Here is a 22,194-nt window from a genome sequence, read left to right on the forward strand (position 1 = left end):
GGAATCCCCGGCAGTTGTGATGGTGTTACTTGACGATTTTCACATCCGGCAGGCTGCCGGTCAGGCCGTTATAGATATCCGGTTTAAAACCGGTGACGCGGGCGCTGCTGGCCGACAAAATCTCGCGGTTGCCCAGCAGGATCACCGGCGGATCATCCGCCAGCACTTTATACAGCTGATGGTAAATCGGCTTACGTTTTTCCACATCCAGCACCGCGTTAGCTTCGTTAATCAGCTTATCGACCTGCGGGTTGTTATAGCCGGACTCTTTCGCTTCCGTGCTGTAGTAATCCCACACGCCGTCATGCGGATCGTTTAACGTGCTGGTGCTAAAGGAGGCAAGGTCATAATTGCCCGCTTTACGCTGCGCCATCAGGGCGTTGAAGTCGACAACCTGTGGTTTCAGCAGCACACCAATCTGTTGCCAGTTCTCTTTGGCAATCGGGATCAGCGCGTCGTTCAGCACTTTCTTGCTCACCAGCAAGGTCAGTTCCAGGCGTTTACCGTCTTTCACGCGGATGCCGTCCGGCCCTGGTTTCCAGCCCGCTTCATCCAGCAGTTTTTTCGCCTGCGCCGGGTCGAATTTGTACGGGTTAACCCCGTCAGTGTTATAGGCCCAGGAAATCGGCGCAATTGGCTCAATCGCCACTTTGCCGTAACCCTGATACACCACATCAATCAGCTTCTGGCGGTCAAGGCCGTAAATCAGCGCCTGGCGCACTTTCACATCCTGCAACGCCGGACGACGCACGTTGAATTCCACTTTGCTGTAATCGCTGGAACCGTACAGGTTGATGTTGGCGAAGCCGAGCATTTTCAGTTGTTCAATATCATCCGGTCGCGAGGTGAACGCGTCGTAGTCCGTCTCGCCGGTCTGGAACAGCTGGAAGTTGGTGGACGGGTTGGTCACGCGGTAGATAAAGCGCGGCGTCGGTGGTGTTCCACGGTAGAAATGGGTGTTGGCGTGGAAACGGATCTCCTGGCCCGGAATGTATTTCTCATAGACATACGGCCCGTTGCCCAGCGGTTTGCCGTGCAGTGTACGCAGATAGTCCAGGTTGCCGCGCTGATAGCCCTTGCCGTAATAGGCTTTGGACAGCACCGGCCCGCCAATTTTCGCCAGCGTCGTCGCACCCGGCTGGGTGGTGGTGACTTGCAGCGTTAACGGGTCAATCACCTTCAGGCCGCTGACGCTGTCCGCTTTCCCGGCTTTGTATTCCGCGCCGCCCGCAATATTCGCCAGCGTGATATCCGTATCGCCATCATATTTCGGGTCGTAAAGCACCGTCAGGGTAAAAGCCACGTCTTCGGCAGTCAGCGGCGAACCGTCGCTGAAAGTCAGGTTCGGGCGCAGCTTGATGGTGTAAACCTTATTGTCCGGGCTAACCGTCCAGCTTTCGGCCAGGCCCGGCACCAGTTTGCCGTGGCTGTCCCAGTCGATCAGGCGCGAGAAGATGACGTTGGTGACGTTTTCATCCCAACCATTGACGAAGAAGTACGGGTTAAAAATCCCCTGCGGCTCCGAAATACCGGCCACCACCGTGTCTTTGCGCAGCTTAGCCGCCGCCGGGATCTGGCTGGCATCTGTCGCCGGTGTGATGCCTTCTTTTAAGATCTCATCGGCGAACGACGCAGAAGAGAACGCCACCACACTGCTGAGTAGCGCGATTTTCAGCGCGAGGGTAAAGCGCGTGGGTTTTGTTTTTAAGCTATTCACGAAGCTGACCAAAATTGCTCCCTCATCAAATGATTGCGTGGAATTTACAAATAATGACGAACGATAAGAGCCGCACCGCACCCTGTCTAACAACGAAAACGTATGGCTTAGAACAAAACGTCCTTAGCACACTTATGGCTAACGATGGTCTGGATTTAGCTAAATGGCTGATAACCTGCGCTGCGCGGGGGAAGTTGAGCCCGGGAAAAATACCCTTTATGTTTTTTTCCGACAGACTGGCGGGAAGAAAGGAATTTATTTCATCTGACAGCAAAGCAAACCGTAACGGCGTTTTGCGAAAAAAGAACGTACTTTAACGAAGGTAATAAAAAAGCCCCCGACCGGAGGCTTTCAAAATGGCGATTAGCGTTTGCTGACATCGGGAATAATTAAATCCCCGCGCACCCGGTAAGCGCCCAGCACGCTCTGCGTTTTTTCATTTAGCCAGGCGACAATGCGCGCCGCCATCGCGTCCATCGAATATTCGATAGCCGGAATGGTAGGAATGCCCGGCAAATGCAGCGAACCGGCGAGGCTGAATACCATAATGTCGCCAGGTACCGATTTATTAAACGCCTGCAATTGCGGGATCACGCGCTGGGCTTCCTGCTCGTCCGCCACCAATAAGGCGTTGAAATTCAGGGTAGTGGCATTATTGAGCAGCACCTGTAACGCAACAGAGGAAGTGGTGTCATCCATAAACACCAGGTTGCGGTTAAACGGCAGGAAATTGTTTTCCAGCGCCAGCTTATAGCCGTGCAGCACTTGATCGGCTGCGGCGGTGCGCGGGTGGATCAGCGCAATTTGTCGGCGGCTCTGGCTAATCAGGTAGTTGCAGGCCGTTTCGGCGGCGAAGGCGTGATCAAATTGAATACAGTTGGGTGTGGCGTCAGCAGACTCTACGCAATCCACCAGGATGACGTTTTCGTCGTCAATTTTGAGCGGGAAACGCGCGCCGATAATCAGCACATCGTCGCATAGCCCGCAGGTCAGCTCATCCAGCGCGCTCATCACTTCCGCTTTGGTATTGGCGAAGCGCAGCAGCAGATGTTTCTGGCTCTGGCTTAAATGCTTTTCCAGCGCGTAAAGGTAGCCGGTGGTTTGGTTGATATTGTCCTGGGCGCAGATAACACCGATGCAGCCTGTCGACTGGCTGAGCAATGACTGCGCGATAACATTGGGCCGATAATTCAGCTCGTCGACCGCTTTCAGCACCGCGAGGCGACTGGCTTCCTTAACGCCGCGCGAACCACTCAACACCCGTGAGACTGTGGCTTTCGACACCCCAGCTAAACGTGATACATCGTTGATTGTAGACATCTTTCTCCCCTGACAGACGCACATTGCACCTGCAAAATCTAAAATACTTCAACGGCTAATATATAACCACACGCAGTATAACGGTTTCGCTTTTTGATGGAAACCGATTTTCCATTTTGCGCTTTTTGTTCTCAACAGAGTGCCAAAATCCGTGACGCAAATCCAATAACAGCATCAGATAATTCACAGACATTGACTGCTATCACACTTCTGTGGCGAATAAATGGAAACCGGTTTCCATATGATATCCAATCGTCCCCGCAATAACTTTTTACACTTCGAGGATGGTTAACGATGTTCAGGATTATGTTGTGCTGTTCAGCCGGTATGTCCACCAGCTTACTGGTGAGGAAAATGCTGGAAGCCGCGAAGGAACGCGATATACCGGTAGAGATCGATGCGTATGGCGTAGCGGAATTCGACATGCAGTTTCCGCGTTACCAGGTCGTGCTTCTCGGACCGCAAGTCAAATACATGCTAAATACGCTGTCAGAAAAGGCCGCCGCTCAGGGCATTCCGGTCCAACCCATCAACCCGATGGACTACGGAATGCAACGTGGCAACGAGGTACTGGACTATGCATTGTCGCTCATAGAAGCGGCGCATTAAAAAGGTGTTCTTATGAGTTCCTTATATCAATCAATGATTACGGTTATTGAGCAAAGCATTACGCCGCTGGCCGGTCGCCTCGGGCAACAGAAGTACGTTATCGCTATTCGTGACGGTTTTACCGCCGCACTGCCATTTATGATCATCGGCTCGTTTATGCTGGTGTTTATCTTCCCGCCGTTTTCCGCTGACACCACCGTTGGTTTCGCCCGCGCGTGGCTCGATTTCTCCACCGAATACCGCGCACAGCTGATGCTGCCGTTTAACCTCAGCATGGGGGTAATGACCTTTTTTATCTCCGTCGGGATTGGTGCAAGCCTGGGTCGCCAGTTTAACCTTGACCCGGTGATGACCGGTCTGCTGGCGTTTATGGCGTTTTTGCTGGTCGCCGCACCGTATGCAGATGGCAAAATCTCTACCCAGTATCTCTCCGGCCAGGGCATTTTCACCGCGCTGCTGACATCGATTTACTCCACCCGCGTTTACGCCTGGCTTAAGCAGCACAACATCACCATTCGCCTGCCAAAAGAGGTGCCGACCGGCGTTGCCCGTTCGTTTGAAATCCTCATTCCGGTGCTGGTGATCATTGGTACGCTGCACCCGCTGAACCTGTTTATTGAAGCACAAACCGGCATGATCCTGCCGCAGGCGATTATGCACGTACTGGAACCGCTGGTTTCCGCGTCCGATTCCCTGCCTGCCATTCTGCTTTCCGTACTGCTGTGCCAGATCTTCTGGTTCGCCGGTATCCACGGTTCGCTGATTGTCACCGGCATCATGAACCCGTTCTGGATGGCAAACCTCTCCGCCAACCAGGCTGCACTGGCTGCGGGCGCTGCTCTGCCGCACGTCTATCTGCAAGGTTTCTGGGATCACTACTTGTTGATTGGCGGCGTCGGTTCCACCCTGCCGCTGGCGTTCCTGCTGCTGCGTAGCCGCGTCGCGCATCTGCGCACCATCGGCAAAATGGGCGTCGTACCGAGCTTCTTTAACATCAACGAACCGATTTTGTTCGGCGCACCGATCATCATGAACCCGATGCTGTTTGTGCCGTTTGTTTGTGTGCCGTTGGTTAACGCCGTGCTGGCTTACACCGCCACCAAAATGGGCCTGCTGGCGCAAGTCGTCTCCCTGACACCGTGGACAACGCCTGCGCCTATCGGTGCTTCCTGGGCGGCGAACTGGGCATTTAGCCCGGTGGTGATGTGCCTGATTTGTATGGTGATGTCCGCCCTGATGTATCTGCCGTTCCTGCGTGCTTACGAGCATTCATTAATGAAAGCAGAAGAAGAAAAAGCGCAGAGCAGCGCGCCGATGACGGAAACCGTCCGCAGTAACTAAGCCGTAATGCATTAGCAGTAACGAAAAGGAGTCGGTAATGAAATACGTATTTCCCGCAAACTTCTGGTGGGGCAGCGCCAGCTCTGCGCTGCAAACCGAAGGGGAAAGCCAGCAAGGCGGTAAAAGCGCAACAACATGGGATGCCTGGCACGCCAGCCAGCCGTGGCGCTTTCACCAGCAAATTGGGCCGCAAGAAACCTCGACGTTTTATCGCCACTGGCGGCAGGACATCGCGCTGTTAAAGCAGCTCAAGCACAACAGCTTTCGCACCTCATTCAGCTGGTCACGGCTGATCCCGGATGGCGACGGCGAAGTGAATCCGCAAGCGGTGGCGTTCTATAACGAGGTCATCGACGAGCTGCTGGCGCAGGGTATTACGCCGTTTATCACGCTGTTTCACTTCGACATGCCGATGGTGATGCAGGAAAAAGGCGGCTGGGAGAGCCGGGAAGTGGTACAGGCTTTCAGCCGCTACGCACAAATCTGTTTCGAACTGTTCGGTGATCGGGTTCATCACTGGTTCACCTTTAACGAGCCGATTGTGCCGGTAGAGGGCGGTTATCTGTACGATTTCCATTACCCGAACGTGGTGGATTTTAAACGCGCGGCAACGGTGGCGTACCACACAGTTCTGGCGCATGCCAGCGCAGTGAGAGCGTTTCGCGCCGGGTTTTACGCCGGTGAGATTGGCATTGTGTTGAACCTGACGCCGTCCTATCCACGTTCGCAGCACCCGGCGGATGTGAAAGCGGCGCACTATGCCGATTTGCTGTTCAATCGCAGTTTTCTCGACCCGGTACTGCGCGGCGAGTATCCCGCTGATCTGGTGGCGCTGCTGAAAGAGTATGACCAGCTGCCCGCTTGCCAGCCGGACGATATCGCGCTGATTGCAGAAGGGAAAATCGATCTGCTCGGCATTAACTATTACCAGCCACGGCGGGTAAAGTGCCGGGACAGCGCGGTCAATCCCGACGCGCCGTTTATGCCGGAGTGGTTGTTTGATTATTACGAAATGCCAGGGCGCAAAATGAACCCGTATCGCGGGTGGGAAATTTATGAGCCAGGTATTTACGATATTCTCACTAACTTACGCGTCAATTACGGTAATCCACGCTGTTTTATTTCCGAAAACGGTATGGGGGTCGAGAACGAACAGCGTTTTATTGAAGATGGGCAAATAAACGACAGTTATCGCATTACGTTTGTTCGCGATCATCTTATCTGGCTGCATAAAGGAATTAGCGAAGGGTGTCATTGCCTTGGCTACCATATGTGGACATTTATTGATAACTGGTCATGGTGTAACGCATATAAAAACCGCTACGGTTTTGTGCAATTAGATCTGGCAACACAAAAACGTACCATTAAGAAAAGTGGAGAGTGGTTTGCCGCCACCGCTGAAAATAATGGTTTTAATCAGGATTAAATGACAATGGTTGAACTCGAAGAAGCGGTAATGGAAATTATCGTCAACGCCGGACAGTCGCGCAGCCTGTGCTTTGAAGCGCTGCGCGCGGCAAGGACAGGCAATCTTGACGAAGCGCGCCAGTTGCTGAAGGAAGCGGATGGCTACTCGCGCCAGGCGCATCAAATGCAAACCAAATTAATCGAACAGGATGCAGGTGAAGCCCGGCAACCGATGACATTAATTATGGTGCATGCGCAGGATCATTTAATGACGTCATTATTAGCACGTGAGTTATCCGAAGAGATAATTCAGCTTCACACTTTATATCGGCAATAATTAACGGAGAATTGATTACGGTAAATCTTAATTAAGCTGTACCCGCATTTATAAAATAAAAGCAGTTCGTAATGGTGATGGCAATAATCTCTGCCCGGTCACCCGGGATGGTTATTGTCTGAGAATAACTTACTAAATTGAGATAACCATGAGAATTAATAAAAAACTTCCAGTGGCGCTGGCGGTTGCGGCCACTCTTTGCTCTGGCTCCGTCTTCGCACAAGAGTTCACGCAAGAGCAAATCGATGCCATCGTCGCCAAGGCGGTGGATAAAGCGCTGGCGGAACGTCAGGCAAAAATGGATGCCGCCGTGAATAAAAAAGCGGATGTGGTGGTGGAACCGCAAAGCGCGGCGCAAACCCCGGATTTGGCGGTGCCTTACGGATTGAAATTTAGCGGGTACGCCCGTTATGGCGCGCACTTCCAGTCTGGCGATCAGAAATATGTTGGCGTTGATGGCTCTTATAATGGCGCGTCAGCGATTGGTCGTCTGGGCAACGAAGGCAACGGCGGTGAATTCCAGCTCTCCAAAGCCTTTAAAGGCGAAAACGGCGCTATCTGGGACGTCAACGTGATGTTCGACCACTGGGGCGACGAAGTTAACCTGAAAAAAGCCTATGCCGGGGTGACCAACCTGCTGGCGTCCAACCCGAACGCTTACTTCTGGGCGGGACGTGATTTCCACCAGCGTCCACAACAAGGCATTAACGACTACTTCTGGATGACTCACGACGGCCAGGGTGCCGGGGTGAAAAACTTCGATATCGGCGGCGTGAAGTTTGATGTTGCGGCTGTCGGCTCGGTTGCATCCTGTAGCCCGGAAGTGCTGGAAGATGAAGCCAACCCGTCGCGCATCACCTGTACTGGTGGCTCCAACGTCGGCGATAAAGGTAACTATGCGTTGACCTCCAAAGTTCACGGGATGAAAGTCGGCCCGCTGGATCTGGAAATCTACGCCAACTACGGCTTTGACTCGAAAGCGATTGAAAGCGATGCCCGCTTGAAAGCCTGGCAAGGCGGCGCGGTGCTGAGCCATACCTACGACCACGGCATTAACAAACTGATCGCGCGCTACTCCGATAACGCCGATAACAGCGTATTCAACAAAACCGACGATCTGACCGCGATTTACGCCAGCTTCGAAGGCAGCTACAAATTCTCCCGTCAGACTCAGGTGGACTACCTGCTGGCGTTCCACGACTACGATAACAGCGCCAACAAAGCGGATAACCGCCGCAACTATGGCGCGATTGTTCGCCCGATGCACTGGTGGAACGATGTGCACTCCACCTGGCTGGAACTGGGTTATCAACGTGTAGATTATGATGACGGCGGCGATAACCACGGCTGGAAAGCGACCCTGTCGCAGAACATCTCTATCGCGATGGGACCAGAGTTCCGCCCGATGCTGCGCTTCTACGTGACCGGCGGCGAAGTGGATAACAAACGCACCGCACGCGTGAACGGCACCAACGACTCTACGCTCGATTCGTTCAACATCGGCGCGATGTGGGAAGCCTGGTGGTAAGGTAACAAAACCGGAGGCGGTCCCCCCTCATGCCGCCTCCGGTTAAACTCTGTACATGTGTTATGATGCGCGGCCTTACGATAAGTCATCAGCATCACAGAGTTGGGTTAGCACATGGGTTCGAGCAAAAAAGGGATGTTTTACGTGCTGGCAGCCGCGGTTTTATGGGGCAGTTCCGGGGTTTGCGCGCAGTACATTATGCAAAAAAGTCATATCTCCTCGCCGTGGCTGACCATGACGCGGCTGTTGTTCACCGGGGTGATTTTGTTAACGCTGTCGTTTGTCCACGGTGACAAACTTTTCGCCATCCTGAAAAATCGTAAAGACGCCCTTAGCCTGCTGTTCTTCTCGCTGTTTGGCGCGCTGACCGTGCAACTCACTTTCCTGCTGACGATTGAAAAATCCAATGCCGCCACCGCGACGGTGCTGCAATTCCTCTCGCCGACCATTATCGTGGCGTGGTTTGCACTGGTACGCAAAGCGCGGCCCACCTTCCCCGTGGCGTCTGCGATTGCCACCTCGCTTATCGGCACGTTTCTACTGGTGACGCACGGCAACCTGACCTCGCTGTCTATTTCGCCTGAAGCACTGCTGTGGGGCATTGTCTCGGCCTTTGCTGCCGCGTTTTACACTACCTATCCTTCGCAGCTTATCGCCCGTTACGGCACGCTGCCGATCGTCGGCTGGAGTATGTTGCTGGCGGGATTGATGCTGACGCCGTTCTTCGGCGGGCAGGGGAATGATTTTGTGGTTGATGGCCGCTTGCTGATGGCTTTCTTCTACCTGGTAGTGATTGGCACCGCGCTGACGTTTAGCCTCTATTTGAAAGGCGCGCAGATGATTGGCGGGTCGAAAGCCAGCATTCTGAGTTGCGCCGAACCGCTAAGCAGCGCCCTGCTGTCGGTTGCGCTGCTCGGCGTGGCGTTTTCGCTGCCGGACTGGCTCGGCACGCTGTTGATTGTCTCGTCGGTCTTGCTGATTTCCTGGGACTCGCGGCGCAAAATACGCGCCGCATAAGCCGACTGGTTTACGCTTTTACCCGCACTTTAGCGGCCACCAGCAGCGCCGTTAACAGCATCAAACTACCGGAAAGCACCAAGGGCGAGAGCAAACCATAGTGATCGAGCGCAAAACCGCCAATTGCCGCGCCACAAGTGTTGGCAAGCTGGATCACCGCCACCTGAATGGAACCGGCTTTTTCTGCCTGATCGGCAAGCGTGCGGGTGATCCACGTCGACCAACCCACCGGGATCAGCGCAAAACCCAGCCCCCAAATAATGGCGATGCCCGCCGCGACAACCTTATCGTTCCCCCACAGAATCAGCACCAGCGCGCTAATTGCCAGGGTTAATGGCGCAAGCGCCAACGCCAGTTTCACCGAGCGTTTCATTACCACCGAAGAGAATGATGTACCGACAAAGCTGGCGATACCGAAGCTCAGCAGCACTAACGTCAGCCCATCGACGTCAAACCCGGCGAGGTTCGTATAAATCGGGCGAATATACGTGAAGAACGAAAACTGCCCGGCGAAAACCATAAAAATGGCGATCATACCGGCCAGTACGCCTGGGCGTTTGAGCAGGCCGAACATGTTCTCGTGGTGTTCGGTTTTCCCTGGCAACGACGGTAATGCCCGCCACACCCAGATGATACAGACCGCCCCCATCAGCGCTGCGCCGTTAAACACGTTACGCCAGCCAATGATGCCACCAAGAAAACTGCCGAGCGGTGCCGCGATCACCAGTGCAATCGACACCGCGCCAAAAATCACCGACAGCGCTTTTGGCACGCTGCGCATCGGCACCAGCCGCATGGTTAGCGACGCCGACATCGCCCAGAAACCCCCTAACGCCAGACCAAGACAGGCGCGGCCCAGCAGCAACAGGGCAAAACTGGTGGCAAACGACACCAGCAGGCAAGAGAGAGTCAGCAGCACCGCGAAAGCAATCACCACATAGCGGCGGTCGGCAGCGCGGATAACATGGGTAATAAACAGGCTGGCGAACATGGCGACAAACGCCGTCACGGTGACGGTTTGCCCGGCCAGACCTTCCGAAACGCCCAGATCCAGCGCCATTGGCGTGAGCAGACTTACCGGCAAAAACTCCACAGTAATCAGGCAGGCCACGCAAAATGCCACGGCGAAAACCGCCGACCAGTTCGGGCGGCTTACCGCATCTGTTGAAGAGGGCGCCACAGATTGCTCACTCATTCGTTACCTGCTTAGTTTTTATTCGTGAAGGTCGCGCAGTGTAACATTCAAAATCTGTGACGCAATTAACAATTTGGCAACTCTGTTTCGGCGATGAACTCAACCGCCAGGCCGAAAGCGCGCTGGCCAGTGCGCATACCGTAACGGGTATCGTGGCATGACGGCGGCGGGTTTTATACCGCGTCAGCAGCACCGAGTGTTATTTTTCCCGCGCGTTACGCGCCGCCGTTGCCAGGCCGACAATCCACTCCTGGTGAGCATTGATCATCGGGTTGGGTACCGCGCTCGCCAACTGTTGCGCCGGAACACCGGTTTGCGATTCCTGCGTCAGGATGCGCACGCGGTTGCCGGGTAAATCCTCAAACAGCCAGGCATGAATCGCATCCAGACGCGACGGCGCATCACCTTCAACCCAGCCATGCCAGGCAATACGCGCAGCCTGACCTTCAACAGGCGGAACATATTCACACACCTGCGCGTCGACCGGAAAACCAAAAGTGGTGAAACAAAAACGGGCATTGGCGCTTAATAACGGGCCGCTCCCATCCTGGAAACGGATATCTTGCGCGTTGCTGTAGTAGGTCGGCCACAGGCGGGTGTCGTTCAGTTGTACCCAAATGTCTTGTGCCGTTAGCCCGGCAACAATGATTTCGTTGGAGGCAAAGTTATCGGTGGTGCCCGGCAGGTAATCGTGCGGCCAGACAATGGCGCTTTGGGTCGGGGATTGAGTCATGGTGTACCTCGTCATGGATGAACGAGGCCACTTTGCGCCGCTGAGTGGTATAAATCTAATGACTATCTTTGATGAGCATCATCACGCTGTGTGATATCAGTGTAACCAGTGAACGCCCTCTTCGGGCATAAACAGCCCGTTATAGCGCATCTGGAAGTTGTTCAGATCGGCTCTGTCCGGTTCCAGCTCGCGCAAAAACCCTTGCGCCAGGCGCACTTGCGCATCGGTGACAGGCGTTGCCAGCCGCGCTTTTTGCATCACCCGATGCCAGTAAACCAGGTTCTGCTCGCTACTATCGACAATAGATACTTGCCAGATCAGTAACACCTGGGCGGCGTTTTGCAGGTGTGCTTCGTCGGGGCGCGTCAGATAGCTCAGATATTCGCCACCGGCAGTTTTTCCCATCTGATCAATCATCGATTCCACTGGCACGGGCTGGATGTTGAGTCGGTCGGTGAGGCGGCGAATCGCGCGACGCGAATCAGAGGTTAATACCCTGAAACCAATCACAAAAACTACCACCAGCGTTGCCAACATCAACCAAATCATAACCGCTCCCGAGGCGCAAAAGAGGCTCATCATACGGGGAAATTACCCGCTACGGACAGCCGTAAATGCGATAATCTTTATTATCGCTCTGGCTGGTCACTATCATGAATAACGATATCAGAAACCTCGATCTTAACCTGTTGAAAACGCTGGATGCCCTGCTTGATGAACACAATGTCACGCGCGCTGCCGCCCGGCTTTCGCTGACGCAACCGGCGGTAAGCGGCATGCTGACGCGCCTGCGCGATTATTTTGCCGACCCGCTGTTTATCCGCGCGCCACATGGCATGGTGCCCACAGCACGTGCGCAGGCACTGGCGGCACCGGTTAAACAGATTCTGGCGGATATCGAGCACTTGCTGAAACCCACCGCCTTTGACCCGCTTAGCGCCGCGTTTATCTGGACGCTGGCGGCGACAGACTATGCCCTGAAAGTGGTGATCGTGCCGTTTATTGCTGAGCTGAAAAAGCACGCGCCAGGGATTCGCATCCGCGTTGAACCCGTGCAGCCACAGCGGTTGGTGAGCCAGCTTGAGCGTGGCGAAGTGGATGCGGCGTTAATGACACCGCACAGCACGCCGGAAGCGCTGCACAGCCGGGCGCTGTTTGAGGAGCGTTTTGTCTGCATGATGCGTGCCGACCACCCGGATGCGGCGCAAAGTTCCCTAACGCTTGATCGCTTTTGCGCGCTGGAACATGCGCTGGTGTCATGGGATGGCGAACGTTTTCGCGGCGTGGCCGATAACGCACTGACCACGATCGGCAAAAGCCGCCACGTAGGTGTGTCGGTGAATAACTTCCTGATCCTGCCGGAAATTTTAACCGTCAGCGATATGATTGCCGTGGTGCCGCAACGCCTTGCCAGCCTGACGCCAGATATGTGCATACGAGAAGTGCCCTTGCCGATACCGGGGTTTACCAAAACCCTGGCCTGGCACGAACGCAGCCACCGCGATCCGGCGCATCAGTGGCTACGCAACCTGCTGTTCGATATCAGCCAGCGTTAAGCGCGACGATTACTCAAAGAACAGACCGAGTTTGTTGAACACGCCGGGATCGGTCTGGTGGCGGATAATCTGCACCACATCTTCCAACTTATCGATCTGGCTTATCATCTGTTCCAGCCGCTGGTCATTCGCCACCTGGAGCCAGATACGGCTCTGCTCGCCGCTTTGTAGCGGTAGACAAAGAATGCCTTCTACGTTGAACGCGCGGCGGGCAAATAGCCCACAAACATGCGTCATCACGCCCGGATGGTTGCGCACGGTGAGTTCGAGAATGACGTTATCAGTTGTTTGCATGGCTTATTCCCCCACCATTTCTGTATTCGCCGCGCCCGGCGGCACCATCGGGTAAACTTTTTCTTGCGGGTCGATACGCACATGCACCAGCGCAGGCCCAGGACGGGAGATTACTTCCTGCAACGCGGCCTGCGGATTGGCCTCCGCGTTTAAATCACAGGCGTGCAGACCAAAACCGGCGGCAATCTGCATAAAATTGATCATGCCTGGATAGGTTGCGGCAAAGACGCCGGACTTATAGAACAGGCTCTGTTGCTGATGCACCAGCCCCAGCGCTTCGTTATTCATCAGGATGATTTTCACATCCAGGTTATTTTCCGCAGCAGTGGCCATCTCCTGGATGTTCATCATCAGGCTGCCATCACCGGAAAAGCAGATAACTTTACGCTCCGGGTTCGCCAGCGCCGCGCCAATCGCTGCTGGCAGGCCAAAACCCATGGTGCCCAACCCACCCGAAGTCAGCCACTGGCGAGGGCGGTTCAGCGGGTAAGCTTGCGCCGTCCACATCTGGTGCTGTCCGACATCAGTGGTGATGATCGCATTGTCATCCACGCAGGCAGCGACCGCATTGATCAAACCGTAATGGGTGAGCGGGTCACCCGCTTGCGGGATCGCGCCGGGAAACTCTTTTTGCAGCTGCGCCACGGTGTTGCGCCAGGCGTGGCGAGAATGAGCTTCGACTTGCGGGATCAGCGCATCGAGCACGTCGCCAACGTCGCCCTGGATTGCCACATGCGCCTGCTTCACTTTGCCCAGCTCCGCGCGGTCGATATCTACATGAATGATTTTGGCATTCGGGCAGAACTGTTCCGTTTTGCCAATCGCCCGGTCATCAAAACGTGCGCCAAGCACCACCAACAGATCCGCTTCCTGCAAAATGTAATTGGTGCTGCGTGCGCCGTGCATTCCCAGCATACCGAGCGACAGCGGGTGCTGTTTCGGTAACATACCGAGCGCCATCAGCGTCATGGTGGTGGGCATATTGGCTTTTTCCGCCAGGCGGCGGATCTGCTGCGGCGCATTAATCACCCCGCCGCCCAGATACAGCACCGGGCGCTCGGCGGCGTTGATCATCTCTGCTGCAGCGTGAACATCCTGGGCATTCCACGCCGGAGCGGGCGCTTTATAACCGGGTTCCGGCAGCTCGCTGAGGGTAATTTCCGCCGTCTGCACATCTTTAGGAATATCTATCCACACCGGGCCAGGGCGACCAGACTGCGCAATGCGAAACGCATCGCAAATCACCTGCGGCAGTTCGCTGATGTCGCGAACCAAATAGTTATGTTTCGTGATGGGGATAGAGATGCCGTAAGTGTCCACTTCCTGGAATGCATCGGTGCCAATCATCGAGGCCGGAACCTGGCCGGTAATGCAAATCAGCGGGATTGAATCGAGACGAGCGTCGGCAATGGCGGTCACCAGGTTGGTCGCTCCCGGCCCGCTACACGCCAGACAAACCGCCGGTTTGCCCTGCGTGCGTGCCATGCCCTGCGCGATGAAGCCCGCGCCCTGCTCGTGGCGCGCCAACACATGGCGAATTTGTTTACTTTGGCTTAGCGCGTCGTATAACGGCAAAACGGTGCCGCCGGGAATACCGGTAACGGTGGTGATGCCCTGACGCTCCAGTAAATGAACAATCAGCTGCGCGCCTGTGTAGCGCGTGGATTGCGATGTGCTGCCCGAACTTGCCATGCTCCAGTCCTTTTCTTCTGAGCCGGCTTTCCAGGAGGGGTTAAAACGAAAAACCCCGCCCGGTTTGCGCCGGCGGGGTTTTGGAATCGTGTGTTGTTCCGGACCCTACGGCGCATTGCCGACGACCACCACCACACGCACGACGACCACCGCAGCGTTATGCGCGGTTTTTAGTAGGTTCATCGGATTGGTGGAAGCGTTCATTAGGGGCCTGTCTGTTGTGTTATTAACGAGATTTATACAAACACAGGAATCATTCGCCGACAACTGCTTTTTACGCACCCGCAGGAAACTGCGCAGCCGATCACGTTTATTTGCCTGGCGCCTGAAAACAAAAAACCCCGCCGGAGCGAGGTTTTTGTCAGCATTTTCGCGGTTGGTGGCCGCAAAACACACTGCGTTACGTCAACCACGCAACTATACGACGAATCCTGCGGATGCGCAATTTTCAGGCGGTTTTTCCCGCATTGAGTATGGATCAATGTCGAAAATTCCGCCAATAAATACTGTATATATAAACAGTGTTAATATATAATGACCTTGCGAACCAGCGTGAGGGGCCGCGTTCAACGGCGCAAGAATTCCTGGCTGAAACGGGTGGTGCCGTCAGTGCCTTAACCCCTCAAGAGCACACTGCGTTACGCCAACAACAAGGCTGGCAACAGGTAGCGGAAAGGTACGTCAGCCGGTGCTCCTTGACCAGAGGAGAAGCGTATGGGCGGAATGGAGATGGTTATTCTGATCCTGAAACTCATTGTTGCCTTGTTGCAACTGCTTGAAGCTGTCCTGAAGTTTTTGCGGTAATTCAGGTTCAAGTCGCACCAAAGGGGGGCGGGAAACCGCCCCCCTTTTACACGCCTCTCAGGCTGTCTCTGGCTCGCGTTTTTTCATTTGCTGCAGTTGGTTGTAGATATACGCCGTATGCGCGATCGCCTGGCGTGGAATGGCGTGCCCACTCTCATACTGCATCAGCAAATGAACCAGTTGCGGCGCGTCGATAACCGGGATGTTCAACGCGCGGGCGCTATCGAGAAGCCCGGACACCGCGTCTTTGCCCTGCTGCTTAAAAAGAATATGCGGTAACGCAACGTTCTGCTGCTCGTAACGCAGGAGAACCGCGCGTGATGCGGCATCATTCAGTACCACATCCGCCAGCTTTAGCATCTCCCCGGGCTGCGGCACGTCGACTGGCATCGACGGCGGGCTCATCATCAGGCTTCTACGGTACGATTTAATATGCGGATCGCCTTCGGTATCTTTGTTTTCCCGGCGTACCTCTTCAATGCTCATCCTTTGCGTCTTGATAAACAGATATTTTTGCAGGCCAAAATCGAGCGCCGTCCAGACAGCGAGCAATATCAACATGTGGTGAAATATGTCGCTAACAAGGTTACGCAGTACCTGCGGTAAGCGCATCAGCGGGCTTGCCGCCAGGAAGAGTATCTCGTTGATATGCGGATAAACCGCACTGTAGCTGGCATAGACGATAGTTAAGAATTTCAGCAGGCTGCTAACCAATTCTGAAAGCTCTCTGGTGGAGAACATTTGCTGAATTTTTTGTAACGGGTTTAGGCGTTCAAATTTCGGCATCGCCGATTCGGGCGCAATAAGGAAGCCAAATTGCAGCCAGTTTCCTAATAACCTTGCCGCTATCGCCACACCCAGAACAGGCACCAGGAAAATACTCAATTCCACTACCAGCAACTGCGTTAACCGTTTTGCCGCCGTAATAAACGGCAGCGTCATGCTACTCAGGGCCACAGCGAAGAGCTGTTGCAGGCGGTCTATTCCGCGCTCCATCATGATAAAAATGAATTCCATCGCCAGCGTGATCAGCAACAGCAGCGGCACCCCTTCATTTTTAAATACATTCCCTTTCTTACGCTCATCACGGATTTTTTTCGGCGTGGGTTGTTCGTTTTTTTCCGCCATCGCTTAATTCGCCGTCAGATTGATCGTGGAAGAAATCATCGGGATAACGCGCTCAGGCTGCAATAATTGCCGCTCAGCGAGATGCAGTAACGTCGGAATATAAATCACCAGAAAAGACAAGCCGATAATAATTTTTAACGGGATGGTCACGGTGGTGACCTGCATTTTCGGGCTGTAAAGGCTCAATATCGCCACGCTAAATTCGATCATCAGCATCAGTACAGCAAAAGGCGCGCTGTAAATAACAATAAAAGAGAATATATCTGCGAGAAAAGATAACCACTGTTTAAAGGTTACCGCTGTGTCAGTGAAGAAAAGCTTATCGATCGGCCAGAAGGTGTAGCTGCGCCAGAGAATATCAATAAGATAAGCAAAGCCGTGAAAATGAATAAAAGTTAAAAGAAAAATACTTTTAAACACGTAGCCAAAAAATGAGCCACTGTTGGTTATCGCCGGGTTGATTTGTTCACCCATTTGTCCGCCGCTCTGATTATCAAACAGAACACCGACGCTTTCGAATAACCAGAAGGGTACAACCAATAAAAAACCTAAAAAAATACCCAGCAGCGACTCTTTTATCATCATGATAATAAACATGATGCCTTTTATATTGCCAAAATCGGGTTGCGCATAAAAGGTGGCAGCGGGAATAAAAGTAAACACCATTGCGATACTGTAAAGCACCGCGCCTCTAATTTCCTTGAAAGAAAAAGCAATAATAATAGCCATGCAGGGATAAATACGCGCGCAGGCACTCACCAGTGCCATTAATGCCTCACCTAACCAATCGAAAGAGACAAACGTCATTGCCAGGCTCTTATTTGGCTAATTAAGTCAAAACAGTTAATACTTAATTGCACTGTTTTTTGCAGCATCCAGTGGCCAGAAAAAGCCAGAATGACGCCAACGGCAACCATTTTCAACGCAAAAGGTAATGTTGCATCTTGTAATTGCATGACCGATTGCAGCAGCGCAATGATAATACCCGCCATCACAGCGGTCATCACAGGAGGGACTGATATCAACATCGCCAGCAGTAATCCCTGCTTGAGCACCTCGACAATATACATATTTTTCTCACTGCTAAATGTAGCTGTAAAATAACCCTTCGAGTAAACGACTCCACCCTTCAATTAAAACAAAAAGTAGTAATTTGAGCGGAATAGCGATAAACATCGGCGCTACCATTTGCATTCCCAACGCCATCAGCACTGTCGATACAACGAGGTCTATCACTAAAAAGGGAATATAAATTAAAAAGCCAATTTTAAACCCGGACTGTAATTCTGAAAGTACAAATGCGCTTAAAATCAACGCCGGGTTATCGCGTGTTATGGGATTATTGGCCTGATCTTTCCAAAGTTTTTTTGCCGCCTCGGTTAAACGAATATGCGTTTCTGCATCAATATTGCGCTGTAAAAAATTTTGCAGCGGCGCAATTACCGTTGGGTAGTGAGTATAAATCGCGGCTACATCTATTTTATCCGGTGAGATTTGTCGCACGCGCTGGGTCATATCATTAAACACCGGCCCCATAATAAACAGCGTCGCGGCAAGCGAGATGCTGTATATCACCATGTTGCCAGGCACCTGCTGTATGCCCAACGCATTGCGTACAATCAGCAAGACAACGGAAATTTTAAGAAACGAGGTGGAAATAATCATCAGCAAGGGCAACAACGTCAGCGCCGCGATAAACAGCGCCAGCGCCGCGGGATTGATCTGCTGAATATCCATCAGAAGTGCTCCATCCGGGTAATTTGCAGCCCCAGCACGCCTTCAACATCCACCAATGTTCCCTGCGCCAGCGGGCGCTCACCATAATAAATGGCCGCCTGACCGGGGGTAAAATCCGTGAATGTCACTATCGAACCCGCCCGCAACGACTGAAGCGCTTCGAGCGTCAACGTTAGCGTTCCCGCACGCAGCGTTATCCGCAGGGGAACAGATGAAAGATCCGGCATTTCATGCGGCTCTGCCGGTATTTCACGCGACAAAGGCACCGGGGGAATCGTAGCGTCCGGGTGCGGGAATGCGGTATCAACAGGGGTGAATTCCATTTCTATCTCCTTATGAGAAACAATCGTAAAGCTGTGCGCCAGCGGGGCGCATTGCTGTAAAGAGAAGCACTGTGTGCCGATCTGCAGTTGCCCTGAACCTGCCGGGTTAAAAAGCCGTTTTTCTGGCAGCACGATATCGCCAACGCGCAAATGCCGTAATGCAGCGGCGGTAAGCTCCGTTGAGGCCAGGATCAACGGGAAAGAGAGTAAAAACCGCTTATTTTGCGACACCGAAGAAAAGTGCCACGCCGAATGCTGAAACAGGCGAATTAATGTTAACGCCGACAGCGCCATTAACCCTTTTTCGTGTTGCTCGCTGTTTTTTATTTCAATCCAACAATAGATTTCCGGCTCATGGCTTTCCTGAGCAGGCTGTAAGTAACCCAATATATGTTTAATTTCCTGACTGAGCGCGGCGTTATACACATCCCAATACCACTGTGCCGAGGCATTATTATTTTCGGCCAATAGTGGACAAAGCGATAACAGGCTCAGCAAAGGCTCCGCATTATAAAGGCGTAATTTCCCGAATTGACTGGAAAAACACATCGGTTTATTCAGCAATCTTTCTTCCGCCTGCAATGGAAAGAGTCGTAACTGCCTTTTCTGGCCATTAAGTTGAAAATTCAATATCGGTTGTCGATCCAGATATTGCCGGGCGATGACCTCATCTTTACTGACAGGAGGAAATAACAGCGCAGCTTTATTCATCAATAATGACTCTTTGCCCAACACTAAATGGCATGCAGATGTTCAAGGATAAAACGAAACTTCTCTTGCCGTTTTCTTTTCTCGATAACCTGCTGGAAATGCTCCGCGACCTCATCGCGTTGGCGCGTGTAATCACTTTCTTGCTGTTTAATCAGCAACATGACGTCTTGCAACTGCCGCACCATTGCTTGTTCTTTTTCAAGCCACTTTCGCATATCAATTAACGATAAAGCGCGCTGTGTATGACGGCCGCTCATCGCGGAAAAGTAATCGCGATTTAATTGGGCGATGTGTTGGGAATGGTGATTAAGCGCGTCAAGTTGTTGTGCCATTTTTACCATTACGCTCTGTTGTTTTAACCACGCTAACTCCGTTTTTACCATCCGGTAATGATAAAGCGATAATAGCTGGCGCAGCAGCGTATTAAATTTTAACGATTCATCTGAGACGTTTTCTTCCTCTTCGTTATAAAACACCTTGTGGTTCCGGAGCATTCGCCACTACCTCACGTAATTGATTTAAGGTTATTTCAGGCGCTCGCGGCGCGCGTAATGATTGTTTGAGAATATTATCCAGTGCCGGTTTAATCCCAACAGCGTAATCGGTAAAAGGATCGCTGCCAGTCTGGTATTCTCCCAGGCGAATTAACATTTCAATATCGGCATAGGCCGTCATTAATTGCCTTATATGTGTGGCAATAGATTGCTGTTCAGTTCCCGTAATAGTATTCATGACCCGACTCAGACTGGCGGCAACATCAATGGCGGGATAATGCCCCTGATCGGCCAGTTTGCGCGAAAGGAGAATATGCCCATCCACTAAAGAACGCACTTCATCGGCAATCGGATCTTGCATGGAATCTTGTTCAACCAGTACCGAATAAAGCGCGGTGATGCTGCCTTGCCGGGTACGTCCACTGCGTTCAACCAACCGCGAGAGCAAATTGTAAACCGAAGGAGGAAAGCCATTGCGCCCCGGCGGTTCACCGTTGGCAAGACCGATTTCGCGCTGTGCACGGGCAAGACGTGTCAGCGAATCAACAATTAACAATGTGGATTCCCCCCGCTGGCGAAACCCTTCGGCGATGGCGGTGGCAGTAAACGCAGCACGCACACGCTCCATGCTGCTGCGATCCGAGGTGGCGCACACCAGCACGGTACGCTGACGTAGCGCTTCATCAAGCTCCCGGTCCATAAACTCACGCAGTTCGCGCCCGCGTTCACCCGTCAGGCAAAAGACGATGGTGTCGCAAGGGATGTTTCGCGCCAGCTCCGCCAGCAGCGTTGTTTTACCGCATCCCGCCCCGGCAAATATCCCCGCCCGCTGGCCTGCGCCCAGCGTCAGCAAACCGTCGATACTGCTTAGCCCGGTGTAGAGCGGCGCATCAATACACAGGCGATCGGTCGCCAGCGTGGCGTTATGCATGACGGGCACGGCTTGTGCAGTTACGCTGTCAACGAAAGCGGCGCGACCTTGCCCATCAAGGGCGCGGCCAAACCCATCGAATACGCACCCTTTCAGCGCTGGCGAGACATGAATACTGTGAGGCAAGCCTAATGGGTAGACCTCTGAACCAGGCTTAATTCCCTCCAGCGTATCGAGTGCGGCAAGAGAAACCTCTTGCGAATCAAAACCAATCACTTCAGCCATAATTGTGTCGCCTGAAGTACGCGGCAAAAGACATAAGTCGCCTAACCGCGCGCCCGGAAGATGACACTGTAAAACGATGCCGCTAATTCCTGTCACCGAGCCGATAACATTTACCGGTTCTGTCTGCCCAAGTTGGCGTTGCGCAGCCTGCTGCCAGCGAGCTAGTTCCTCTTGCCAGCCGTCGCTCACCAAGGCACCTCAAAGCGCGTTTCGCCCTGAAAAATCAGCTTTTCTTCGTTAATGCCGAGAAGTTTGATGCCATTAATCTCGTCATTGATAAACACCCGCAGCCCTTTGTCGGTCACGATATACGGGGATTCACCCTTTACAACAAGAGTAATGCGAAAAGGCAGCGGTGGCGGCGGCTGAACTATATCCACGGAGATTTGCGCAGCACTTTGGTAACGCTGCGCAAAATGTTGCAGTAGCGCCTGCGTTTCAATCTGTAACTTATCATCGCCGACAAGATGCAAAATGATGTCGTCACTGGCGGTTATCTCCAGATCGACGCGTTGCCCTAAACCGGCCTGCTGAAGCAGTGACGCCAACATTTCGCGGGTTTGCGCGGCGGATTCAAGAAACGTTTTCTGCGGCTTCGGCACCGGCATTGAAATATCCTCCGGCCGCTCGTCCTTACCGGAAAAACTGCCTACTCCGAAGGCGCCTATCGCGAGGAAAAAACAAACCGCAGCCACCACTTTATTTACTCGACGGCGCGGTCTTTCAGCGACCGGCGCATACGAACTCTGTTGGCTGTCTGCTTGCGCAGATGGGGGACTTTCCGTTTCCCAAGGCGTGTCTGACTGCGCCACACATAACCAAATCCCCGCCAGCGAGAATGGCGTACCGGGTTCGAGGCTATCGATTTGTTCGACCCGACGCCCCTCATTCGTCAGCACCGCACCTTGCAGGGCTTCCACTTGCCAGCCGGTTTCCGTTGTACGCAGCTGGCAATGGTTTTGCGCAATCGCCGCGTCGTATAAAACCATGTCCGCATCGGGCGATGATCCAATTAACCACTGTGTACCGGTTAAAGGTAACAGTGCGCCGCTATTCAGGCCGCTAAGCACTCTCAGTTCATAGAGCACGATACTT

General features: G+C 53.2%; 24 protein-coding genes. 8 read left to right on the forward strand and 16 right to left on the reverse strand.

What is annotated here, in order from left to right; all coding sequences use genetic code 11:
* Positions 1-25: 25 nt before the first annotated feature.
* Positions 26-1,729 carry an ABC transporter substrate-binding protein gene (locus ACFX4O_RS13405; protein WP_380209359.1) on the reverse strand — a complete coding sequence of 568 codons (1,704 nt, stop codon included), beginning with the start codon at positions 1,727-1,729 and terminating at the stop codon, positions 26-28.
* Positions 1,730-2,080: 351 nt separating this feature from the next.
* Positions 2,081-3,037 carry a LacI family DNA-binding transcriptional regulator gene (locus ACFX4O_RS13410; protein ID WP_131412503.1) on the reverse strand — a complete coding sequence of 319 codons (957 nt, stop codon included), beginning with the start codon at positions 3,035-3,037 and terminating at the stop codon, positions 2,081-2,083.
* 294 nt (positions 3,038-3,331) lie between these two features.
* Here ACFX4O_RS13410 and ACFX4O_RS13415 point away from each other — a divergent pair, with 294 nt between their 5' ends.
* The 6 genes from ACFX4O_RS13415 to ACFX4O_RS13440 all read left to right on the forward strand — a co-directional run bounded on the left by ACFX4O_RS13415 (position 3,332) and on the right by ACFX4O_RS13440 (position 9,276).
* Positions 3,332-3,646 (forward strand): PTS sugar transporter subunit IIB, encoded by a 315-nt coding sequence (locus ACFX4O_RS13415; protein WP_131412505.1) that lies wholly within the window; start codon positions 3,332-3,334, stop codon positions 3,644-3,646.
* A gap of 12 nt (positions 3,647-3,658) precedes the next feature.
* The gene (locus tag ACFX4O_RS13420; RefSeq protein ID WP_020455796.1) at positions 3,659-4,987 is read left to right on the forward strand and encodes a PTS cellobiose transporter subunit IIC; all 1,329 of its coding nucleotides are present in this window, start codon (positions 3,659-3,661) and stop codon (positions 4,985-4,987) included.
* A gap of 37 nt (positions 4,988-5,024) precedes the next feature.
* Positions 5,025-6,413 carry a glycoside hydrolase family 1 protein gene (locus tag ACFX4O_RS13425; protein ID WP_380209355.1) on the forward strand — a complete coding sequence of 463 codons (1,389 nt, stop codon included), beginning with the start codon at positions 5,025-5,027 and terminating at the stop codon, positions 6,411-6,413.
* A 6-nt stretch (positions 6,414-6,419) separates the two neighbouring features.
* Positions 6,420-6,731, forward strand: coding sequence for a PTS lactose/cellobiose transporter subunit IIA (locus ACFX4O_RS13430; protein ID WP_131412509.1), 312 nt, complete (start codon positions 6,420-6,422; stop codon positions 6,729-6,731).
* A 148-nt stretch (positions 6,732-6,879) separates the two neighbouring features.
* Complete coding sequence (locus ACFX4O_RS13435; protein WP_131412511.1) at positions 6,880-8,259, forward strand: carbohydrate porin; 1,380 nt, start codon at positions 6,880-6,882, stop codon at positions 8,257-8,259.
* Positions 8,260-8,373: 114 nt separating this feature from the next.
* Positions 8,374-9,276 carry an EamA family transporter gene (locus tag ACFX4O_RS13440; RefSeq protein WP_380209353.1) on the forward strand — a complete coding sequence of 301 codons (903 nt, stop codon included), beginning with the start codon at positions 8,374-8,376 and terminating at the stop codon, positions 9,274-9,276.
* A gap of 10 nt (positions 9,277-9,286) precedes the next feature.
* On the opposite strand, the gene nepI is transcribed toward ACFX4O_RS13440, so the two are convergent.
* The 3 genes from nepI to ACFX4O_RS13455 all read right to left on the reverse strand — a co-directional run bounded on the left by nepI (position 9,287) and on the right by ACFX4O_RS13455 (position 11,753).
* The gene (gene nepI / locus ACFX4O_RS13445) at positions 9,287-10,471 is read right to left on the reverse strand and encodes a purine ribonucleoside efflux pump NepI (protein WP_380209351.1); all 1,185 of its coding nucleotides are present in this window, start codon (positions 10,469-10,471) and stop codon (positions 9,287-9,289) included.
* Positions 10,472-10,670: 199 nt separating this feature from the next.
* Entirely contained in the window at positions 10,671-11,204 is a 534-nt protein-coding gene (locus ACFX4O_RS13450) for an SRPBCC domain-containing protein (RefSeq protein ID WP_380209349.1), read from the reverse strand.
* A gap of 96 nt (positions 11,205-11,300) precedes the next feature.
* Entirely contained in the window at positions 11,301-11,753 is a 453-nt protein-coding gene (locus ACFX4O_RS13455) for a DUF1198 domain-containing protein (RefSeq protein WP_380209348.1), read from the reverse strand.
* Positions 11,754-11,857: 104 nt separating this feature from the next.
* On the opposite strand from ACFX4O_RS13455, the gene ACFX4O_RS13460 reads away from it, so the two are divergent.
* Positions 11,858-12,760 carry a LysR family transcriptional regulator gene (locus tag ACFX4O_RS13460; RefSeq protein ID WP_380209347.1) on the forward strand — a complete coding sequence of 301 codons (903 nt, stop codon included), beginning with the start codon at positions 11,858-11,860 and terminating at the stop codon, positions 12,758-12,760.
* Between the two features lie 9 nt (positions 12,761-12,769).
* Here ACFX4O_RS13460 and ilvN read toward each other — a convergent pair whose 3' ends face one another.
* The 3 genes from ilvN to ivbL all read right to left on the reverse strand — a co-directional run bounded on the left by ilvN (position 12,770) and on the right by ivbL (position 14,950).
* Complete coding sequence (ilvN, locus tag ACFX4O_RS13465; protein WP_017458118.1) at positions 12,770-13,054, reverse strand: acetolactate synthase small subunit; 285 nt, start codon at positions 13,052-13,054, stop codon at positions 12,770-12,772.
* Between the two features lie 3 nt (positions 13,055-13,057).
* A complete protein-coding gene (gene ilvB / locus ACFX4O_RS13470) occupies positions 13,058-14,746 on the reverse strand; it encodes an acetolactate synthase large subunit (RefSeq protein ID WP_380209344.1) in 1,689 nt (562 codons plus the stop codon).
* 105 nt (positions 14,747-14,851) lie between these two features.
* Positions 14,852-14,950, reverse strand: a complete 99-nt coding sequence (ivbL, locus tag ACFX4O_RS13475; protein WP_110093690.1) for an ilvB operon leader peptide IvbL — start codon at positions 14,948-14,950, stop codon at positions 14,852-14,854.
* Between the two features lie 510 nt (positions 14,951-15,460).
* Between ivbL and tisB the strand changes: the two genes are divergently transcribed.
* Complete coding sequence (gene tisB, locus ACFX4O_RS13480; RefSeq protein ID WP_072037788.1) at positions 15,461-15,550, forward strand: type I toxin-antitoxin system toxin TisB; 90 nt, start codon at positions 15,461-15,463, stop codon at positions 15,548-15,550.
* 57 nt (positions 15,551-15,607) lie between these two features.
* On the opposite strand, the gene ACFX4O_RS13485 is transcribed toward tisB, so the two are convergent.
* From ACFX4O_RS13485 to ACFX4O_RS13520, 8 genes are all read right to left on the reverse strand, one after another.
* Positions 15,608-16,678 carry a flagellar biosynthesis protein FlhB gene (locus ACFX4O_RS13485; RefSeq protein WP_380209342.1) on the reverse strand — a complete coding sequence of 357 codons (1,071 nt, stop codon included), beginning with the start codon at positions 16,676-16,678 and terminating at the stop codon, positions 15,608-15,610.
* Between the two features lie 3 nt (positions 16,679-16,681).
* The gene (gene sctT, locus ACFX4O_RS13490; RefSeq protein WP_380209340.1) at positions 16,682-17,485 is read right to left on the reverse strand and encodes a type III secretion system export apparatus subunit SctT; all 804 of its coding nucleotides are present in this window, start codon (positions 17,483-17,485) and stop codon (positions 16,682-16,684) included.
* Positions 17,482-17,748 (reverse strand): EscS/YscS/HrcS family type III secretion system export apparatus protein, encoded by a 267-nt coding sequence (locus ACFX4O_RS13495; RefSeq protein ID WP_380209338.1) that lies wholly within the window; start codon positions 17,746-17,748, stop codon positions 17,482-17,484. The genes sctT and ACFX4O_RS13495 overlap by 4 nt, the downstream gene beginning before the upstream one ends.
* A 13-nt stretch (positions 17,749-17,761) precedes the next feature.
* Positions 17,762-18,415, reverse strand: a complete 654-nt coding sequence (gene sctR / locus ACFX4O_RS13500) for a type III secretion system export apparatus subunit SctR (protein WP_131412531.1) — start codon at positions 18,413-18,415, stop codon at positions 17,762-17,764.
* Entirely contained in the window at positions 18,415-19,236 is an 822-nt protein-coding gene (locus ACFX4O_RS13505) for a FliM/FliN family flagellar motor switch protein (RefSeq protein ID WP_380209335.1), read from the reverse strand. Before ACFX4O_RS13505 ends, sctR begins: the two co-directional genes overlap by 1 nt.
* A gap of 236 nt (positions 19,237-19,472) precedes the next feature.
* On the reverse strand, positions 19,473-19,943 hold the full coding sequence (locus ACFX4O_RS13510) for a hypothetical protein (RefSeq protein ID WP_380221827.1): 471 nt from the start codon (positions 19,941-19,943) through the stop codon (positions 19,473-19,475).
* The gene (locus ACFX4O_RS13515) at positions 19,915-21,291 is read right to left on the reverse strand and encodes a FliI/YscN family ATPase (RefSeq protein WP_380209332.1); all 1,377 of its coding nucleotides are present in this window, start codon (positions 21,289-21,291) and stop codon (positions 19,915-19,917) included. Before ACFX4O_RS13515 ends, ACFX4O_RS13510 begins: the two co-directional genes overlap by 29 nt.
* Positions 21,285-22,187, reverse strand: coding sequence for an FHA domain-containing protein (locus tag ACFX4O_RS13520; protein WP_380209330.1), 903 nt, complete (start codon positions 22,185-22,187; stop codon positions 21,285-21,287). Before ACFX4O_RS13520 ends, ACFX4O_RS13515 begins: the two co-directional genes overlap by 7 nt.
* Between the last annotated feature and the right edge of the window lie 7 nt (positions 22,188-22,194).

Source organism: Kosakonia sp. YIM B13571 (assembly GCF_042788095.1).
GTDB classification, from domain to species: Bacteria; Pseudomonadota; Gammaproteobacteria; order Enterobacterales; family Enterobacteriaceae; genus Kosakonia; species Kosakonia quasisacchari.

Excerpts from the sequence above, each read along its gene's own strand:
- ACFX4O_RS13410 (WP_131412503.1), bottom strand. The coding sequence starts at position 3,037 with ATGTCTACAATCAACGATGTATCACGTTTAGCTGGGGTGTCGAAAGCC.
- ACFX4O_RS13415 (WP_131412505.1), top strand. The coding sequence starts at position 3,332 with ATGTTCAGGATTATGTTGTGCTGTTCAGCCGGTATGTCCACCAGCTTA.
- ACFX4O_RS13420 (WP_020455796.1), top strand. The coding sequence starts at position 3,659 with ATGAGTTCCTTATATCAATCAATGATTACGGTTATTGAGCAAAGCATT.
- ACFX4O_RS13425 (WP_380209355.1), top strand. The coding sequence starts at position 5,025 with ATGAAATACGTATTTCCCGCAAACTTCTGGTGGGGCAGCGCCAGCTCT.
- ACFX4O_RS13430 (WP_131412509.1), top strand. The coding sequence starts at position 6,420 with ATGGTTGAACTCGAAGAAGCGGTAATGGAAATTATCGTCAACGCCGGA.
- ACFX4O_RS13435 (WP_131412511.1), top strand. The coding sequence starts at position 6,880 with ATGAGAATTAATAAAAAACTTCCAGTGGCGCTGGCGGTTGCGGCCACT.
- ACFX4O_RS13440 (WP_380209353.1), top strand. The coding sequence starts at position 8,374 with ATGGGTTCGAGCAAAAAAGGGATGTTTTACGTGCTGGCAGCCGCGGTT.
- nepI (WP_380209351.1), bottom strand. The coding sequence starts at position 10,471 with ATGAGTGAGCAATCTGTGGCGCCCTCTTCAACAGATGCGGTAAGCCGC.
- ACFX4O_RS13450 (WP_380209349.1), bottom strand. The coding sequence starts at position 11,204 with ATGACTCAATCCCCGACCCAAAGCGCCATTGTCTGGCCGCACGATTAC.
- ACFX4O_RS13455 (WP_380209348.1), bottom strand. The coding sequence starts at position 11,753 with ATGATTTGGTTGATGTTGGCAACGCTGGTGGTAGTTTTTGTGATTGGT.
- ACFX4O_RS13460 (WP_380209347.1), top strand. The coding sequence starts at position 11,858 with ATGAATAACGATATCAGAAACCTCGATCTTAACCTGTTGAAAACGCTG.
- ilvN (WP_017458118.1), bottom strand. The coding sequence starts at position 13,054 with ATGCAAACAACTGATAACGTCATTCTCGAACTCACCGTGCGCAACCAT.
- ilvB (WP_380209344.1), bottom strand. The coding sequence starts at position 14,746 with ATGGCAAGTTCGGGCAGCACATCGCAATCCACGCGCTACACAGGCGCG.
- ivbL (WP_110093690.1), bottom strand. The coding sequence starts at position 14,950 with ATGAACGCTTCCACCAATCCGATGAACCTACTAAAAACCGCGCATAAC.
- tisB (WP_072037788.1), top strand. The coding sequence starts at position 15,461 with ATGGGCGGAATGGAGATGGTTATTCTGATCCTGAAACTCATTGTTGCC.
- ACFX4O_RS13485 (WP_380209342.1), bottom strand. The coding sequence starts at position 16,678 with ATGGCGGAAAAAAACGAACAACCCACGCCGAAAAAAATCCGTGATGAG.
- sctT (WP_380209340.1), bottom strand. The coding sequence starts at position 17,485 with ATGACGTTTGTCTCTTTCGATTGGTTAGGTGAGGCATTAATGGCACTG.
- ACFX4O_RS13495 (WP_380209338.1), bottom strand. The coding sequence starts at position 17,748 with ATGTATATTGTCGAGGTGCTCAAGCAGGGATTACTGCTGGCGATGTTG.
- sctR (WP_131412531.1), bottom strand. The coding sequence starts at position 18,415 with ATGGATATTCAGCAGATCAATCCCGCGGCGCTGGCGCTGTTTATCGCG.
- ACFX4O_RS13510 (WP_380221827.1), bottom strand. The coding sequence starts at position 19,943 with ATGCTCCGGAACCACAAGGTGTTTTATAACGAAGAGGAAGAAAACGTC.